The sequence below is a fragment of the Mesorhizobium sp. CO1-1-7 genome (assembly GCF_020164885.1).
GTDB classification, from domain to species: Bacteria; Pseudomonadota; Alphaproteobacteria; order Rhizobiales; family Rhizobiaceae; genus Mesorhizobium; species Mesorhizobium australicum.
Map to the genome: position 1 here is coordinate 275,029 of NZ_JAIUHA010000005.1, position 18,203 is coordinate 293,231.

The following is an 18,203-nucleotide window of genomic DNA, read 5'->3' on the forward strand; positions in this document are numbered from 1 at the left end:
CTCAGCTCACCAGTTCGACAGTGCGCGATCGAGCGCCTCGGCCAGCTGCTCGGCATTGTCCCTGGCAAAGGGCAGTGGCGGCCTGATCTTCAGCACATTGCCGCGTGGACCGCACGACGAGATCAGCACGCCGTCCTCGCGCATGGCTTCAACGACGGATGAAGTCTTGGCAGCAGCAGTGGCCTCATCCTCCGCCATCAGCTCGACACCGAAATAGAGGCCGTTGTGCCTGACATCGGCGACCATGCCGTGCCGGCTCTGCAAGGCGGCCAGCAATTCTCCTGTATAGGCGCCAACCGTCCGCGCGTTCTCGATCAGCCCCTCGCCCTCGATCACATCGAGCACGGCGATGCCGACCGCGGCGGCGACCGGATTGCCGCCGAAAGTGTTGAAGTAGCCGGTGTTCGAACCGAACGAGCTCACCAGCTGCGGCCGCACGATCACCGCGCCCATCGGATGTCCGTCGCCGATCGGCTTGCCCATGGTGACGATGTCAGGCGCGAGGCCATAGTTGGCGAAGCCCCACATGCCCTGGCCGAGCCGGCCGAAACCGGACTGGACCTCGTCGGCGATGACGATGCCGCCGGCCTTCCTGACATGATCGGCCGCCTCGCGCATGACGGAAGCCTCGGGCAAGAAAATGCCGTCGCTGGAAAAGGCGGAATCGAGCAGCAGCGCCGCCGGGCGGATGTTTTGCGCGCGCATATCCTCGATGGCAGCGGCGACATTTCTGGCGAAATCATGCGCGGCGCGGCCGCCGTCGCGGAACGTGTCCGGCGCTGCCACGGCCCGATGCTGCGCGGGCACGCCCGCTGCCCCGACCGCAGCCGGCGACAGCTGTGCTGTCGCGATGGTCGCGCCGTGGTAGGCGAAGTCGGTGATGATCACGCCGGTGTTGCCGGTCGAGTGCTGGGCGATGCGGATGGCGAGATCGTTGGCCTCGCTGCCGGTGCAGGTGAACATGGCATGGCCGAGATGGGAGGGAAGCGTGCCGAGCAGCCTTTCCGCGTAGTCGAGGATGATCTCGCTGAGATAGCGCGTGTGCGTGTTGAGCGTGGCGGCCTGCCCAGACAGCGCCTCTACGACGCGCGGGTGGCAGTGTCCGACGGAGGCGACGTTGTTATAGGCGTCGAGGTATTTTCGGCCTTGGGCATCGTAGAGCCAGACACCGCTGCCACGCACCAGATGGATCGGGCTGCGGTAGAAGGCGCGATAGGTCGGCCCGAGCAATCTGGCGCGACGTTCGAGCAGCGCTTGCTCGGATGCCGCCGAATCGACATTTGCAGGATGTGGCGAGGACAGGGACACGGCATCTACTCCGGCTTGGAATGGTCGAGAAAATAGCGGCGGGCGTCCGCGGACGACAGTCCGTCCAGCCGCTCAAGCGAGGCCCAGACCTCGGTGATGAGGCGCAGGACATAGTCGCGCTTGGCTGGAAAACGCTCGGCCTGCCAGCTGGCGATGTTGGCGATGAGTGCGAGGCGGGCACGAATGAGGTGAAAGAGGATGCCAAGTTCTTCGATCTCGAGCGGCTGCACGGACTGATAGCCGGCGACGAAGCGCGCGGCGGGCGCCAGCGGATGACCTTCGGCCGGCCAGCGATAGACGGCCCCGATGGCGAGATCGCAGATCAGCGGCGAATGGATCATGTCGCCGAAATCGAGGATGCCGTTGACCATTTCCGGTCGCGAAGCGTCCATCACCACATTGTAGGAGTTCATGTCGTTGTGGACGATCTGGGCGCGCAGTCCGGGAATAACCGGCGCCGCGTGCTCCTCGTAGGCGTCAATGGCGCGCTCGACCATGGCGCGGTGGCCGGCATCAACGATATGCGCCAGCATGGGCCGCGTCTTGGCGACCTTGCGGATGTCCCACAAAAGGTCGCTGCCGGCGGCCGGATGGAAGAAGCCGCGCAGCGCCCGGCCAAGCCGGGCGAGGAAGATGCCGAGATTGCGATCCTGTGCCGATGAGGTGGGCGAGCGCGAAAGCAGCTGGCCCGGCAGATAGGTGACGAGCCGCACGATGCGCGGCACCGATCCGCCGAGGTCGACCATGAACTGCGCTTCGCCTTCAAGGCTCTTGCGCACCGAGGGAACCGGCAAAGCCGGGTCGACGATCAGTATGTGGTCGAGCGCCTTGTTCTGGAAATCGGTGAAATCAGCCTCTTCCGCCGGATGCGAGACCTTCAGGACAAATTCGCCCTCGCCTTCCGTCTGGATGTGAAAATTGTGGTCGCGTTCGCCTGGCAGCGTGCGCGCGCTGCCAGTGAGCCCATAGTGCCGACGCAACAGGGCAAGCGCCTCGGCGATCGAGACATCGGGCGCATCGTCCGCGAGCGTCTCGCCGAAAGCATCCGATATGGCCGCGTTCATGGCCTGACCTCGGCATCGATGGGTTCGAGGCCGCACCAGTCGGCGATGAAGAGCGCAATGGTCTGGGTGACCTTGCGCACGGAATCGAGATCGACAGCCTCGTCATAGCCGTGCGGCATGCGGCAGATCGGGCCGTAGACGATTGCCGGCGTGTCGGCATAAAGGCCGAAGAAGCGCGCATCGGTGGTGGCCGAGGTGACATGTTCCGTCAACGGCTCACCCCACACGGCGGTATGGCTGCGGCGCAGCACGGCTTCCATCTCGTCGGCGCCTTCCAGTATATAGCCCTCGGCCATGAAGCCGTTATAGGCCATCCTGGGTGGGCGATTGGCGAGGAACGGATCGGCGCGGGCGGCATCGGCGATGCAGGCCTCGAGTTCGGCCCTGGCGTCCTCGAGCTTCTGGCCGGGATAGGTCGCGACCCGCATCTCGAAGACGCAGCGCGCCGGAACGCTCGATGTCCATTCGCCTCCTTCGATCTTGCCGAGGTTGAATCGGATCGGGTGCGGATGATTACAGAAATGCCTGTCGTCAACCTTTCTGGCATTCCAGACGATTTCGAGTTGCTTCAGCGCCTGGATGATGAGAAACGCCTTCTCGATGGCATTGGCGCCGGCGGAAAAGGCGCCCGACGCGTGCTGCGGATCGCCGTCGACCTCGACCCTGAACCAGATCGGCCCAACCTGCGCCCGCATCAGTCTTGGTTCCAGCGGTTCGGGAATGAAGGCGGCGTCGGCGCGATAACCGCGCTGCAGGCAAGCAAGCGCGCCATTGCCGGTGCACTCCTCCTCGACCACCGACTGCAGGAACACTTTCGCCGCCGGCTGATAGCCGAGGCCGCGCAAGGCGGCCAGCGCATAGAGACAGGCCGACAGGCCGGCCTTCATGTCGCCGGCGCCGCGCCCATGCATCCAGCCATCCTCGATCGCCGGATCGTAGGGATCTCGCACCCAGCGGTCGAGCGGTCCGGTCGGCACCACATCGATATGGCCGTTGAGGATCAGCGAGCGACCGGTGGCGTTTTTCGGCGTGTGGGTGGCGACGACGTTCAACGCGTCATCGTACGAAACCGCTACGGGCGAGAATCCAGGCAGGTCGCGGATCGCATCGACATCCACACGCCACATATCGACCACATAGCCATTGGCTTCATAGGCGGCCGCCATGAAGGATTGCGCGGCGTGTTCCTCACCACGCTGCGAGGGAAAGCGTACGAGGTCCGCCAAGAAGGCGAGCTGGCGGTCGAAGCCATCGTCGACTGCCCGCAAGATGGCCTCGTCCGCAATTCGCTCAGGCATGATATTCCGCTTCTCCAGGGATGGTGTATCATATCTCATATGCCATTCTCCGAAAAGGCAAGGCGGCAGGCGAGCCAAAATGATGGCCCACCTCTGGAGCCACTTGGCAGGCGGCCGCAGAGTTGGCATCAGCTTCTTGAGATGCCGGCCAGGCTGCGCGGCGGAAGACCGAGGACAGATGCAAGTCACTGAAGGCTCATTGCCGGATGAAACCACCGATCTCGCGCCGGGCTACCGGCGCGTGCCGGCAGGCAAGATCATCAATGCGGTGACGTGGATGGAGGCGCGTGCAGCGATGCCCGGTCTCGCGCATCCGCTGGCGATGACCCGCGTCACCAAGCCCGATCCCGCCGTCTACCGCGCAGTCTTCCTCGAGATCGGCGCTCCCTGGCTATGGGACCGCGCCGCCGAAATGTCGGACGCCGACATCGCGGCGCATTTCGCCGACCCAAGTCAGCATCTCTACTACGGCCATGATGAGAGTGGGGGCCATGTCGGCATGGTCGAATTCTCGGTCGCCGACAGCAACGAGATCGAGATCACCTATTTCGGCCTGTTTCCCTCCTTGACTGGCCAAGGCTTCGGCAAACGGCTGATGGCGGGCGCGCTCGACCAGGCATGGCGCCTAGGCCCCATCCGCATCTGGCTGCACACCAGCAGCTTCGATCATCACAGCGTTATCGGTTTCTACCGGGCTTGCGGATTTGAACCCTATGCAACCGGTTTCGAAATCACCGATGATCCCAGGATCAAGGGCACCCTGCCGCGCGATTGCGCGCCGCAAATTCCGCTGATCGAAACGGAATGGGTGCCCGGCGCCAGATGAGACCGTCGTCGCAACCCGCCAGCCTGGCATCGCCTCACCATCGCCGGTGGGTACGGCGCGAGAGCATCTTGTCGAGGCTGGAGCGGCATGTCGACACGCGCATCGTGCTGTTCGCCGCGCCCGCTGGCTTCGGCAAATCGACGACAATGGCGCAATGGGCGGCCGAGGTCGCGCGCCACGGCCGGCTGACGGCCTGGCTGTCGTGCGAGGCGACGGACAATGACGAAGGCGCCTTCCTGTCGCATCTGGTGGGGGCGTTGCGCCATCTCGTCCAGAACCCGGCCGAGCTCGACCTCGCCTTCCAGTCGAGCCCCATCCCGCAACTCGACGTGGTGCTTGCGGCACTCGTGTCGGGTTTGGCGGCACGCCACGCCGACATCACCCTGTTCTTCGACGACTATCACGCCATCGATGCACCGGCGGTGAAGCGGTTCATGGAACGGCTGACCCGGCAGGCACCAACCAACGTCGTCTTCGTCATCGGTTCGCGCAACCTGCCCGAGCTGCAGCTCGGCAAGCTCAGGGTGCTCGGCGATATCTTTGAAATCGGCCCGGACGATCTGCGTTTCGCCTCGTCGGAAGCCGAAGCCTTCTTCAACGACAAGCTTGGCCTCTCTGTCAGCAGCGGCACGGTGGAAACACTGTGCTCGCGCACCGAAGGCTGGGCCGCCGGCCTGCAGCTCGCCTCGCTGTCGCTTGGTGCGGCCCATGCGCCCGAAACAGTCATCGGCAATTTCACCGGCGCCAACCGCAACGTCGCCGACTTCCTGATGGGAGAAGTGTTCCTGGAACTGCCGCCGGCGCTGGCGAAGTTCCTGCTCTATTCCTCGATTTTCGAGCGCTTCAGCGCCGAGGCCTGCCGGGCGGTGATGCGGGCGGCGGACGCCGAGGTTGCCATCACCGAGATCGAGACCCGCAACCTGTTCCTGGTGCCGCTCGACGAGGAACGGCGCTGGTTCCGCTATCATCACCTTTTCCACGACTTCCTCAGCCGTGAAATGGAACGGCGCGAGCCGGAGATGATCGCACCGCTGCACCTGGCGGCTTCGGAATGGTTCGGTGAACGCAAGATGCTGACCGAGGCCATCGGCCATGCGCTCGCCGCCGGCGACGAAGCCCGCGCCGCGGTGTTCATCGAGAACAACGCGCTCGAACTCATCGCCCAATGCCAGCTTCTCTATGTGCGCCAGCTGCTGGCGCTGCTGCCAAGGAAACTGATCGACCAGCGCATCCGGCTGCAACTCGTCGTGCTGTGGCTTGCGGTGCACAGCAGCCAGCCCGAGATTGCCCAGCAGACCCTCGCCAATGCGCGCCAGCTCGTCGAAACCGGGCCGACCGATAGCAAGGACCCGGGCACGCTGACCGGCACGACCATCGAGGCGGAACTCGAGGTCCTTGCAGCGGCCGTGCACAGCACGCTGGAACAGTTCGAGGACGCGCGCGACACCGCACTGGCGGCCCTGCGCATCATCGCCCCCGACGCGTGGTTCATGGAAGGCGCGACTGCAAACGTCATCGGCTACAATCTCTACGCGCTGGGCGACCTTGAGGGGGCACGCGCTGCTGTGGACGCGGCGCGCAAGGCCCATGAGCGAAGCGGCAGCCTGCTCGGCGTCACCATCGCCAACTGCTACATGGCCGTCATGGAGCGCTCGGCCGGCCGCCTGCCCGCGGCCGAACGGCTGCTGCGCAACGCGATCATCGAGGCCAGGACGCGGATCGGCGCCAACTCCTATGCCGAGGCTCTCGCCGGAACGCTGCTTGCCGAACTCGCCTATGAGACCAACGCATCCGGCGAAGCACTGGCGCTGGTCGAGAATCTCGGGCCGCTGATCGAGGGCGCAGCGGTCATTGTCTATCCCCTGGCCAGCGTGCCGACCTATGCCCGGGTGCTGCAGCTGACCGGTCGCGGCCAAGCCGCCCTCGACATGCTGGAGCGCGTCTACCAGCGCGTGCGCGGCTCCGTCTACCGCCGCCTCGCTTCGGTGCTGGTGCACGATCGCATCCGGCTGCTTCTTGACCAGAACCGCACCCCGGAAGCCCGCGCGCTGCTCGACGAGCATCGCCGCGAAAGCGCTGAAACCGCCTCTACCGTCGCCAACGAATTCGAGTTCTTCGCCGAAGGCCGGCTGCTTACGGCGGAAAAATCCTACGCGGCGGCGGCGGCGATTTTCGACGCGCTGCTGGAGCGAACGAAAAGCAGCGGGCGCATGCGCCGGCACATACTGGCGCTGATCCTGCGCGCCAAGAGCGCCGGCCATGACCAGCGGGAAGCAGACCGCCATCTGCACGAAGCATTGCGCCTTGCGCAACCCTCGGGCTTCATCCGCTCCTTCGTCGACGAAGGCAAGTCTGTCGTCGAGGGTTTGATGCGGCTGCGGGCGGCCCAGGCAAAGGCCGACCCGTCACTGTCGGCCTATGCGACGCGCATCATCGATGCCGCGCAGACGATGCCCGTGACGACGCGCAAAACAGCCGCCCCGACGGTCGAGAAAGAACAGCTCACCCAGCGCGAGTCCGAGCTGCTGCACTTTCTGTCGGAAGGCATGTCAAATCGCGATATCGCCGTTGCACTGTCGGTAAGCGAAACGACGGTGAAGTGGCATTTGAAAAACATCTTCGGCAAGCTCTCGGTGTCGAACCGCGTCCAGGCAGTGCGCGCCGCGCAGGTCGCCGCAAACCTCCGCACCCCTCCGAAAGGAGGGGCATAGATGACTGACATGGCCCCTCTTTAGGGTCGGGCCGGGCGATTGTTAGCCTGCTAGCGTCTGGTTTTTAGAGGATGCCGCGGATGGCGACGGGCTACGTTTTTCACGAACAGCTGATGTGGCATGATACCGGCTCCAGCGCCGACATGATGCCTCCCGGCCGTTTCGTGGAACCCGGACGCCACCTGGAATCGCCTGGATCGAAACGACGGCTCAACAATCTCATCCAGGTCAGTGGCCTGGCACGCCATTTGGTTCCGATCATTGCCGAACCGGTAACGGTGGAAGACCTGCTGCGCGTCCACACGCAACGCCACGTCGATGATATCAGGATGCTGAGCGAAGGCGGATCCGGTTTCGCCGGGCCTCAGGCACCGATCGGCCTCAACAGTTTCGACATCGCGCTGTTGTCCGCCGGCACCACCTATGCCGCGATGCGTGCGGTGCTGACCGGCCGCGTCGACAACGCCTATGCGCTGGCGCGGCCGCCCGGGCACCACGCCGAACCCGACCAGGCCATGGGCAATTGCCTGTTCTCCAACATCGGCGTCGCCGTGCGGCGGCTGCAGCACGAGGGCCTGCTCGGCCGTGCCGCCGTGGTGGACTGGGACGTGCATCACGGCAATGGCACCGAGACGGTGTTTTATTCCGATCCGTCGGTGCTGACGATTTCGCTCCATCAGGACAATCTATACCCGACCGGACGCGGCGCGCTCGTCGACAACGGCAAGGGACCCGGCGAAGGCTATAACATCAACGTCCCGCTGCCGGCCGGCAGCGGCACAGGCGCCTATGAAGCCACGTTCGACCGCGTCATCGGTCCTGCCTTGCGCGCGTTCAAGCCCGACCTCGTCATCGTCGCTTCCGGTTTCGACGCGTCCGGCTTTGATCCGCTCGGCCGCATGATGCTCAACAGCGAATGTTTTCGCCGCCTTGCCGCGCGCATGGTGGCGTTTGCGGCCGAAGTTTCGAACGGACGGCTGATGATGAGCCATGAAGGCGGCTATTCCGAGGGCTATGTGCCATTCTGCGGCCACGCCGTCATCGAGACGCTGGCCAATCACCGCACCGAGGTGGTCGACCCGCTGTCGGACCATATCGACGAGTGGGCGGGGCAGGACCTGCAGCCGCATCAGGCGGCGGTGATCGATGCCGCTGAAGGCCTGCTCGCGGGCTTGCGCCAACGCCTCGCCAGCGCGGCCTGAAGCGATGGATTTCGCCATCACGACATTGCTCAATGCGCTGACGCTGATCAGCATCCTGATGCTGGTCGGGCTCGGGCTCGCCATCAGCTTCGGCCTGATGAACGTGACCAATCTGGCGCATGGCGAGTTTGTGACCGTCGGCGCCTTCGCGGTATACTTCATCCAGAGTATGGGCGGCTCGTTCTGGCTGGGCCTGGCTGCGGCGCCGATCGCCGGCGCCGTGGTCGGCTGCATCCTGGAATTCGCCGTCATTCGCCACCTCTATTCGCGGCCGGTGTCGACGGTGCTTGCCACCTGGGGCGTCAGCCTCATCCTGCAGCAAGGGCTGGAATTGACCTTTGGCCTCGGCGCCAAGCCGGTGACGCCGCCGGTCGAGGGCACGCTCGACCTCTTCTTCACCGTCTATCCGGCCTACCGGCTGATCCTGATTGCCATCGCCATGCTGACCCTGCTCGGCGTCATCCTGCTGATCAGCCGGACGTCGTTCGGGCTCGACATCCGCACCGTCATCCAGAACCGCGAAATGGCGGAGGGCGTCGGTATCAACACGCGCCGCACTTACGCCATCGCCTTCACCTTCGGCGCGGCAATCGCGGGGCTGGCTGGGGGACTGGTCGCGCCCCTGGCGATCGTGCTGCCGCAGATGGGGGTGAACTATCTCGCCAACGCCTTCTTCGTCGTCATCGTCGGCGGGGTCGGCTCGATTGGCGGCCTCGTCGCCGGCAGCGTCTTCGTCGGCGGGCTGACCAGCATCCTCAACTACCAGATCTCGCCATCGCTGGCGCAGGCGGTCGTGCTGCTGGCGGCCATCGTCGCCGTGCGGGTGCGGCCCAACGGCCTGTTCAACGGGGCGTCGCGATGATCGCCCGCGACCGCAACTGGCTGCTGATCTTCGCCGTCTGCGTGGCGCTCGCGATCCTCTATCCCTTCCTCGCCGACGGCTACCAACTGACGGTGATCCGCGACGCGCTGATCTTCGGCCTGTTCGCGGCGAGCCTCGACTTCTTCTGGGGCCGCACCGGAATCCTGTGTTTCGGCCACGCCGCCTTCTTTGGCATCGGCGGCTACATCATGGCATTGGTCACGCTCAATGACGCGATCCCCTTCGCCAGCCTTGTCGGCATCACAGGCGCGGTCGCGGGGGCGGCCTTCGTCGCCGCCATCATCGGCTACTTCCTGTTCTTCGGCGGCATCCGCGGCAGCTACTTCACCATCGTCACGCTGGCCATGGGCGTCATCTGCCAGCAGGCGGCCATCTCCTGGAGTTCGGTCACCGGCGGCGACAGCGGCCTGATCGGGATCCCGCCGATCGAATTCGATCTTGGCGGCCGGCATGTCGATCTCAGCCAGGACCTGTCGAGCTATATCTTCGTCGCGGTCATCGTGGCGGTGGCCGTTCTGTCGCTGTGGTCGATCAGCCGTGGCCGCTGGGGCACGGTGCTGACCGCCATTCAGGATAATGAGGTCCGGGCGGCGGCACTCGGCCACAATGCGCCGTTACGGCTGCTCGTCACCTTCATCCTTTCGGCAGCCATCGCCGGGCTTGCCGGCGCGCTCTATGTCTGCATGGCCGGGCTGGTTGCCCCCGATCTGTCCGGACTGCTTCTGTCGACGGAGGTCATTGTCTGGGTGGCGGTCGGCGGGCGCGGCACGCTGCTTGGCCCAGTGCTGGGCGCAATCTTCATCCAGCGCGCACAGCAGACGATCAGCAGCTTCAATCCGAGCCTGTGGCCGCTGCTGCTGGGCTGCGTCTTCGTCATCATCGTCTTTGTCCTGCCGGACGGCATCCTGTCGATCTATGCGCGGCTGAAGAGCCTGTTCAAAGGCAGGAGCCAGGCCTGATGAGCGACGTCCTGCTCCAAGCCGAAAATGTCGGCATCCGCTTCGGAGGGTTGCAGGCCCTCGAAGGATTGAACCTGACGGTCCGCGACAAGGCGCTCTGCTGCATCATCGGCCCGAACGGCGCCGGCAAGAGTACCTTCCTCAACGTGCTGACCGGCACGTTGCGCCCGACCAGCGGCAGCGTCCATTTCCTCGGCCGCGACATTGCCGGCCTGCCGCTGCATCGCATCGCCCGACTCGGCATTGCCCGCAAGTTCCAGATCCCGTCGGTCTTCCCGAGCCTCTCGGTTGAGGACAACCTCAAGGTCGCACGATGGGGTGCCCCCTCCCCGGCGCGGCCAATCGGTGAATTGATGGAACTGGTCGCGCTGACCAATCGTGCTGCCACATTGGCCGGCGAACTGGCGCACGGCCAGAAGCAATGGCTGGAGATCGGCATGGCGCTGGCCATCGAGCCACGGCTGCTTTTGCTCGACGAGCCAACCGCCGGCATGACGCCGCAGGAGACGCTGGCGACGGCCGAAATGCTGCTGCGGCTGAAGGGCGAGTTCTCGATCGTCGCCGTCGAGCACGACATACGCTTCGTGCGGGCGCTGAATTGCGAAACGCTGGTGCTGCACCAGGGTCGCCGGCTTCGCAGCGGTCCCTTCCACGACATCGAGGCCGACGAGATGGTCCGCGACGTCTATCTGGGGAGGCGCTGACCATGCTGCGGACACTTGCCGTGTCGGCCGGCTACGGCCTGCTCCCGGTGCTGAACGGCATCGACCTCGGCGTCGCGGCGGGCGAAGTGGTCGGCCTGCTCGGCCGCAACGGCGCCGGGAAGACAACGCTGCTGCGCGTCATCGCCGGGGGCCTGAAGGCGAGCGGCGGTGCGGTGGTTCTCGGCGACCAGGATCTCACCAACGCCCCGGCCTTCCGCCGCGCGCGGGCGGGCATCGCCCATGTGCCGCAGGGCCGCGGTATCTTCAACCAGCTGACGGTGCGGCAGAACCTGGAAGTCGGCACGCGCGCCGCCAGGGATCGTGGCGACGGCGACATTCCAGCCGACATCTTTGGCTATTTTCCCATCCTTCGCGAGCGCGAGGCGCAGACCGCCGGTACGCTCTCGGGGGGCCAGCAGCAGATGCTGGCGATAGGCCGCGCACTGTGCGGCCTGCCGTCGGTGCTGCTGCTCGACGAGCCTTCGGAAGGCATCCAGCCGAACATCGTGCAGTCGATCGCCGAGCTGGTGCCGCGCATCGCGCGCGAGCGCGGCATCGCCATCGTCCTGGTCGAGCAGAATCTCGATCTCGTCCTTAAGGCGGCGGACCGCTGCCTGGTGATGGAGAAGGGCAGGATCGTGCATGAGGGCACGCCGGAAGCATTCGCCGACGAGACCCTGCTGAAGGACCTCTTGGCTTTGTAAGGCGTGCATGGGGCGCGCCTGGACTGGAAGGGAACACAACAATGATAAACAGAAGAACTGTTCTGAAATCCGGCGGAGCCGCGGCCGCCTTCGCAATGGTCGGCGCGCCGGGAATCCTGCGCGCCGCAGACACGGTCAAGGTCGGGCTGTCGATCCCGATCACCGGGCTGCAGGCGATCCTCGGCGAGACGCTGCTCAACTGCTACAAGCTCGCCGCCGCCGAACTCAACGCCGCCAACGGCATTGGCGGGCGCCAGGTGGAGCTCTTCATCGAGGACAACCAGACCACGACCAAGGGCTCCATCGACAAGGCCCGCAAGCTCCTCAACGAGGACAAGGTCGACGTGATCATGGGAACGATCATTTCGCCCGAGCGCAGCGCCACGCTTTCCGTCACCTCGAAGGCCAAGAAGCTGTTCTTCTACCCGACCAATTTCGAGGGCGGCGAATGCAATCGCTACTTCGTCGCCACCGGACCTATCCCGATGCAGCAGGTAGACCCGATGATGCCGTGGGTGGCCGAAAACCTCGGCAAGACCATCTACATCATGGCGTCCGACTATGCCTGGCCGCAGAAAATGACCGAGGCGATCACAGCCGCCTATGAAAAGGCCGGCGGCAAGATTGTCGGCGCCGACTATTATCCGTTCGGCACCACGGATTTCGGCCCGGCCTTCCAGAAGATCAAGTCGCTGAAGCCCGACGTCGTGTGGTCGATGGTGGTCGGCAACGACGCCGTCACGCAGCTCAAGCAGTATCGCAGCTTCGACATCAAGCAGCCTCTGATCGCACCGCTCGACGAGGTCTTCAACAAGGACGCGCTGCCGCCTGGCGTCGCCGCCGGCACCTACGCGCCGCAGCCCTACTGGATGGCGCTCGACAACCCGGTCAACAAGAAGTTCATCGCGAACTTCCGCGAAAAATTCGGCCAGGAGAAGATGGTCAATGGCATCGGCGAGGCCGGCTATAACGGCCTGCATCTCTACGCGCTGGCGGCGGAGAAGGCCGGCTCGCTGAAGGACGACGATGTGCTCAAGGCGCTGCCGACGATCGAGTTCGATGCGCCACAAGGCAAGATCCGGGTCGATGCCAGCAACAACCACACACTCTGCCATTCCTATGTCGGCAAGGCGGCGGCGGACGGCATCGGCTACGAGATCGTCAAGGATTTCGGCACGATCGCGCCGGTAACGCCTTACTGCAAGCTGTAGGCATCAACCGATCCTGACGGCGGCTTTGCCGCTGCCGTCAGGGTGCCTTTGGCGCCGGCAGTCGCTCTCGCAATTCGTCGACGAGCACCCTGGTGTTTTCGGAATAGTCGATGGGCACCACGACGAGATGCACGCCGCCGCCGGCGAAGGCCTGTTCCAACGCCGGTTGCAGGTCGGCTATCGCGCCAACCCTGGTGCCCCTGGCGCCATAGGCTTCGGCGTATTTGACGAAGTCGGGATTGCCGAAGGTCATGCCGAAATCCGGGAATTCGTCGACAGCCTGCTTCCAGCGTATCATGCCATAAGCGTGGTCTTCCAGCAGCAGGATGACGAGATTGAGCTTGAGCCGGACAGCAGTCTCCAGTTCCTGGCTGTTCATCATGAAACCGCCGTCGCCGCAAATGGCCATGACACGGCGTCGGGGATAGAGCAGTGCCGCCATCATCGCCGACGGCAGGCCGGCACCCATGGTGGCCAGCGCATTGTCGAGCAGCAGCGTGTTGGCCATGCGCGTGCGGTAGTTGCGCGCGAACCAGATCTTGTACATGCCGTTGTCCAGCGCGAGGATCCCGTCGGCCGGCATCACAGCGCGCACATCATGTACGATGCGCTGCGGCGTGAAACGGTCTTCGGTGGCGCGCGCGGCGATGCGGCTCAAAATGCCTTCGCGCAGCGGCAGCAGGGCCTGCGCGTTGGGAATCCTGCCCTCGATGCGGTCCGCCAGCAGCGCCAGCGACGGGCCGAGGTCGCCGACGATCTCGGCTTGCGGGAAATAGACCTGCTCGACATCAGCCGTCTGGTAGCCGACATGAATGACCTTCGGCCCTTTCGCGCCCATGATGAAGGGCGGCTTCTCGACCGTGTCGTGGCCGATGGTGATGATCAGATCAGCCTGCTCGATGGCCTCGTGCACGTAGTCGCGTTCCGAAAGAGCCGCCGTTCCCATGTAGAGCTCGGTGCCGCCGGGCACCGTGCCCTTGCCCATCTGCGTGGTGAAATAGGGAATCTGCGTTCGCAGCACGAACTGGGCGACATCGGGAGTCACGCGCGGCCGTGACGCCGCGGCGCCGAACATCAGCAGCGGACGCTTGGCCTCGATGATCATGCGGGCGGCGCGATCGAGCGCGCCAGCGCTGGCCAGGGGCAATTCGACCGGATGTGTCGGCACCAGCGCGATCGGCTCGCATTCCGCCGCCGCAATGTCTTCCGGCAGTTCGAGGTGCACGGGGCCGGGGCGCTCTTCCTGGGCGACGCGGAAGGCTTCGCGCACCAGCGACGGGATCATCCTGGGCGAGACGATCTGGCGCGACAGCTTGGTCAGCGGCTTCATCGCCGCGACGATGTCGACGATCTGGAAGCGCGCCTGCCGGGACGACAGGATGCCCTTCTGGCCGGTGATCATGATCATCGGCATCGCGCCGAGCAGCGCATAGGCAGAGCCGGTGGTCAAATTGAGCGCGCCGGGGCCAAGTGTTGTGATGCACACACCCGGCTTGCCGGTGAGCCTGCCATAGGTGGCGGCCATGAAGGCCGCCGCCTGCTCGTGGCGCGTCAGGATCAGCTGGATCGACGAGCGGCGGATGGATTCGACGATGTCGAGATTTTCTTCGCCCGGAATGCCGAAAATTCGTTCGACCCCTTCATTTTCGAGGGCCGCCACGAACAGATCCGAACCCTTGGTCATCAACCGTCTCTCCTGCGATGCGCACACCCATCAGCCACCTTCATATGGCACCGGAACGTCACGCCTCAAAGAGCGCAAGCCGTCTGTTGGCGATCACGCCATCATTTTCGGCAAGGCGGCCGCCAATGCGTCGACGGCCAGCCGGACCTTGAGCGACAGATGCGGCGTCCGAAGCCAGAGCGCATGGCAATCGTAGGGATAGCGCGGCTGGTCCGGCAACAGCTCGACCAGCGTGCCGGCCTGGATGCGCTCGCGAGCCAGCCAGTAAGGCAACCACGCCAGCCCCATGCCGTCGACGGCGGCATCGGCGATGGCATCCAGATCGTCGAGCCGCAGCCGGCCGTTTGGGGTTACCTCGAGCGCAGTCTGCCCCTCGCGCGGAAATAGCCACGGCTGAACGATCATGCCGAGCCGGCGGTAGACAATCGCCTGGTGATCGGCGAGGTCCTCGATCCGCCGTGGCTCGCCATGAATTTCAAGATAGGAAGGCGCGGCACAGACGACCATGTCCTGGCGTGCAAGGCGACGCGCGATCACGCCAGCCTTGTCGTTCAGACCGCCGGTCCGGATGGCGAGGTCAAAACCGTCCTCGGTGAGATCGGCGAAGCGGTCGCTGAGCGACAGGTCGAGTTCCAGCATTGGATATTGCCCTGCCAGCTTCAGCAGCACGGGGGTGACGCAGTGGCGCCCGAAATGCGCCGGCATGGTGACACGCAGTTTTCCGCGCGGTTCCGAGAGCTGGTCGGCGGCGAGCGCATCGGCCGCTTCGGCCTCGGCCAGCACCAGGCGGCACCGCTCATAATAGGCGCGGCCAAAATCGGTCAGGCTCTGGCGGCGCGTGGTCCGGTTAATCAGACGCATGCCAAGCCGCTCCTCGAGAAACCGGACATGCTTGCCGACCATCGGTCCGGATAGATCGAGCGCGGTGGCCGCCGCCGCGAACGAGCCAAGATCGACCGCCCTGACGAACACGGCCATGCTTTCCAGCCTATCCATATTCGAAACTCATGGTTTCTACTGCGTAATCCAAACAGCCATTTATCGCACAAAGCTTTCGCGTCATAGCTCATTCAGTGTCAGATATTTTGGAGTGAGCCAAATGGCCCGTATCATTCGCTTCCACCAGCATGGCGGTCCCGAGGTCCTGCGCATCGAGGAGGTCGACCTTCCGCCACCGGGTCCGGGCGAGGTTCAGATCCGCGTCAAGGCGCTCGGCCTCAACCGCGCCGAGGCGCTGCTGCGCGCGGGCAGCTACATTGAGACACCCGTCCTGCCCTCCGGGCTTGGGCTGGAAGCGGCGGGCGTCATCGAGGCAATTGGCGAAGGCGTGATGGGGCTGGCACATGGTGACGCCGTGAGCGTCATCCCGCCGCAATCGATGGTTCGCTGGCCGGCTTACGGTGAGCTTGTCACCTTTCCCGCGGGGCTCATCGTCAAGCATCCGGCGTCCCTCGACTGGCAAACCGCGGCGGCGGTCTGGATGCCGTACCTCACCGCCTACGGCGCCCTGATCGACATCGCCAGGCTGCGCCGCGAAGAGGTCGTCGTCATCACGGCGGCTTCGAGCAGCGTCGGGCTTGCAGCGATCCAGATCGCCAACAGCGTTGGTGCGATAGCAATCGCGGTGACGCGGACATCGGTGAAGAGGCAGGCTCTGCTCGACGCCGGCGCGGCGCATGTCGTGGTCCTTGAGGAAGAGGAACTTGCCGACAGACTGAGCCAGATCGCCGGGCCGCAAGGCGTGCGCGTGGTGCTGGATGCGATCGGCGGGCCGATCTTCGAGCCGCTGACTGCGGCGATGTCGCGAGGCGGCATTCTGATCGAATATGGCGGCCTCAGCAGCCAGCCGACGCCGTTCCCGTTGCCTGCGGTACTGGGCAAGACACTGACGTTGCGCGGCTATCTCGTGCATGAGATCACCGGCAACCCGGAGAAGTTGGAGCCGGCCAAGGCATTCATCCTCGAAGGCCTCGCGGACGGCGCGCTCAGGCCGATCATCGACAGGATCTTTCCCTTCGACCGGATCGTCGAGGCGCATCGCTATCTCGAATCGAACGGGCAGTTCGGCAAGATCGTGGTGACGGTTTGAGCAGCAAATCGCTCTCACCGGCAACATTGCCCCCTTGAAGGCTTCGTCCCGCATTCCTAACTCCCGTGTGCGGGCCGGGCCCCTCTGACTGTCGCTTTGGCGACCGTGATGTCGGACCGCTTCAACGGGCCCGTTTCCATTCCTTTCGGTTAAGTGGGCTCATTACTTTCTGGTTAGGAGCCCCACATGACATCTTCCCTCCTCGGCATGGTTTGCCCCTCCTGCCGCGTCGCCCTCGTGATGAGCGAACGCCAGGGGATCGAGATCGACTACTGTCCGCAGTGCCGCGGCGTCTGGCTCGATCGTGGCGAACTCGACAAGATCATCGAACGGTCCACCAGGGACGCGTCTCCCGCGCCGCAGCCACAGCCGGCGCCATTTGCCCAGCCGCAACACAGCCGGGACCGCGATGGCGACTATTCCCGCTCGCATGGCCACCGCTATCCGAAGCGGAAGAAATCATTTTTCGAAGAGCTGTTCGATTGACCATGAGGCCGGTCTTTCCAAGGCCGGCCCTTTGCCGAAAACGCCCGAAACCACAGCGATAAAGGTCACCCCGATGATTTCCCGCACAAGCCGATTTGTCACCCTCTTTGCCGGCCTGTTCCTTGCATTCTCCATGGTCGCGATCGATCATGCCGAGGCGCGGCGCGGCGGCAGTTTCGGCAGCCGCGGCACACGCACGTTCCAATCGGCACCGCCGACCCGGACCGCGCCGGCGCCGACCGCTCCGGTCGAGCGTTCGATGACACCCAACGCCGGCGTCAACAATGCTGCCCGGCAACCACAGACCGGCCTGCAGAGGCCCGGCTTCATGAGCGGCTTCGGTGGAACGATGATGCGCGGCCTGCTGATCGGCGGCCTGATCGGACTGCTCCTCGGCCAAGGTTTCGGCGGCCTCGCCGGCATGTTCGGATTCCTGCTCCAGGCCCTGCTCATCGGTGGCGCGATCATGCTGGCCATCAGGTTCTTCCGGTCGCAATCCGCGCGTGGCCCCGCGCCCGCGCTCGCCGGCATGGGCGATGCCCAAGCTTCACGGTTCGAGAACCGCGCAACGGCACAGCAGAACACGAGCAGCGCTGGCTCCTTCACAATTCCCGGGTTTGGCGGCGGATCGGGCAGAGGCTACGAGACCACCCGATCCGAAGAGATCACGCTGGCCCAGGCCGACCTTGACGCGTTCCAGCAGCTGTTGACCGATGTCCAGGAAGCGTTCGGGCGCGAAGACCATGCGGCATTGCGCCGGTCGGTCACGCCCGAGATGGTATCCTATCTCTCGGAAGAGCTGGCCGACAATGCCCGGAAAGGTCTCAGGAACGAAGTGTCCGACGTCACCCTGCTGCAGGCCGACATCGCGGAAAGCTGGCGCGAGGATGACCGCGACTACGCCACGGCGGCGTTGCGCTACGAGTCTCGCGACGTGATGCGCGAACGGGCGAGCGGCAAGGTCGTCGAGGGCGACGAAGAGCATCCGACGGAGACGACCGAGTTGTGGACGTTCACGCGCCAGAATGGCTCGACCTGGAAGCTCTCGGCCATCCAAGAGGCTTGAGCCCGGCT

16 protein-coding genes are annotated in these 18,203 nt (G+C 64.7%); 11 read left to right on the top strand and 5 right to left on the bottom strand.

The window, feature by feature from the left end; genetic code table 11:
* Positions 1–6 precede the first annotated feature (6 nt).
* Genes LB516_RS12950 through LB516_RS12960 form a run of 3 tightly spaced genes read right to left on the bottom strand, consistent with a single transcriptional unit; the run spans position 7 to position 3,670 of the window.
* A complete protein-coding gene (locus LB516_RS12950; protein ID WP_224719673.1) occupies positions 7–1,308 on the bottom strand; it encodes an aspartate aminotransferase family protein in 1,302 nt (433 codons plus the stop codon).
* A 5-nt stretch (positions 1,309–1,313) separates the two neighbouring features.
* Entirely contained in the window at positions 1,314–2,372 is a 1,059-nt protein-coding gene (locus tag LB516_RS12955; RefSeq protein WP_224719674.1) for a phosphotransferase, read from the bottom strand.
* Positions 2,369–3,670, bottom strand: a complete 1,302-nt coding sequence (locus LB516_RS12960; protein WP_224719675.1) for an ArgE/DapE family deacylase — start codon at positions 3,668–3,670, stop codon at positions 2,369–2,371. Before LB516_RS12960 ends, LB516_RS12955 begins: the two co-directional genes overlap by 4 nt.
* Positions 3,671–3,848: 178 nt before the next feature.
* Here LB516_RS12960 and LB516_RS12965 point away from each other — a divergent pair, with 178 nt between their 5' ends.
* From LB516_RS12965 to LB516_RS13000, 8 genes are all read left to right on the top strand, one after another.
* Positions 3,849–4,496 carry a GNAT family N-acetyltransferase gene (locus LB516_RS12965; RefSeq protein WP_224582730.1) on the top strand — a complete coding sequence of 216 codons (648 nt, stop codon included), beginning with the start codon at positions 3,849–3,851 and terminating at the stop codon, positions 4,494–4,496.
* 68 nt (positions 4,497–4,564) lie between these two features.
* Positions 4,565–7,207: a LuxR C-terminal-related transcriptional regulator gene (locus LB516_RS12970; protein ID WP_224719676.1), complete on the top strand. Its 2,643-nt coding sequence runs from the start codon at positions 4,565–4,567 to the stop codon at positions 7,205–7,207.
* 80 nt (positions 7,208–7,287) lie between these two features.
* Entirely contained in the window at positions 7,288–8,409 is a 1,122-nt protein-coding gene (locus LB516_RS12975; protein WP_140661556.1) for a class II histone deacetylase, read from the top strand.
* A gap of 4 nt (positions 8,410–8,413) precedes the next feature.
* Entirely contained in the window at positions 8,414–9,271 is an 858-nt protein-coding gene (gene urtB / locus LB516_RS12980) for an urea ABC transporter permease subunit UrtB (protein ID WP_140617460.1), read from the top strand.
* Complete coding sequence (locus tag LB516_RS12985; protein WP_140617461.1) at positions 9,268–10,251, top strand: branched-chain amino acid ABC transporter permease; 984 nt, start codon at positions 9,268–9,270, stop codon at positions 10,249–10,251. The genes urtB and LB516_RS12985 overlap by 4 nt, the downstream gene beginning before the upstream one ends.
* Entirely contained in the window at positions 10,251–10,955 is a 705-nt protein-coding gene (locus LB516_RS12990; RefSeq protein WP_140617462.1) for an ATP-binding cassette domain-containing protein, read from the top strand. The genes LB516_RS12985 and LB516_RS12990 overlap by 1 nt, the downstream gene beginning before the upstream one ends.
* Positions 10,956–10,957: 2 nt before the next feature.
* Positions 10,958–11,659, top strand: coding sequence for an ABC transporter ATP-binding protein (locus LB516_RS12995; RefSeq protein ID WP_015319039.1), 702 nt, complete (start codon positions 10,958–10,960; stop codon positions 11,657–11,659).
* Between the two features lie 41 nt (positions 11,660–11,700).
* Positions 11,701–12,870 carry a substrate-binding protein gene (locus LB516_RS13000; RefSeq protein WP_140661558.1) on the top strand — a complete coding sequence of 390 codons (1,170 nt, stop codon included), beginning with the start codon at positions 11,701–11,703 and terminating at the stop codon, positions 12,868–12,870.
* 37 nt (positions 12,871–12,907) lie between these two features.
* On the opposite strand, the gene LB516_RS13005 is transcribed toward LB516_RS13000, so the two are convergent.
* On the bottom strand, positions 12,908–14,554 hold the full coding sequence (locus LB516_RS13005) for an acetolactate synthase large subunit (RefSeq protein WP_224719677.1): 1,647 nt from the start codon (positions 14,552–14,554) through the stop codon (positions 12,908–12,910).
* Between the two features lie 93 nt (positions 14,555–14,647).
* Positions 14,648–15,550: a LysR family transcriptional regulator gene (locus tag LB516_RS13010; protein WP_224719678.1), complete on the bottom strand. Its 903-nt coding sequence runs from the start codon at positions 15,548–15,550 to the stop codon at positions 14,648–14,650.
* A gap of 103 nt (positions 15,551–15,653) precedes the next feature.
* Here LB516_RS13010 and LB516_RS13015 point away from each other — a divergent pair, with 103 nt between their 5' ends.
* From LB516_RS13015 to LB516_RS13025, 3 genes are all read left to right on the top strand, one after another.
* Positions 15,654–16,643, top strand: a complete 990-nt coding sequence (locus tag LB516_RS13015; RefSeq protein WP_140877936.1) for a zinc-dependent alcohol dehydrogenase family protein — start codon at positions 15,654–15,656, stop codon at positions 16,641–16,643.
* A gap of 186 nt (positions 16,644–16,829) precedes the next feature.
* A complete protein-coding gene (locus LB516_RS13020; RefSeq protein WP_140617465.1) occupies positions 16,830–17,129 on the top strand; it encodes a zf-TFIIB domain-containing protein in 300 nt (99 codons plus the stop codon).
* A 73-nt stretch (positions 17,130–17,202) separates the two neighbouring features.
* Positions 17,203–18,195 carry a Tim44 domain-containing protein gene (locus tag LB516_RS13025; protein ID WP_140724442.1) on the top strand — a complete coding sequence of 331 codons (993 nt, stop codon included), beginning with the start codon at positions 17,203–17,205 and terminating at the stop codon, positions 18,193–18,195.
* The last annotated feature ends 8 nt before the right edge of the window (positions 18,196–18,203 follow it).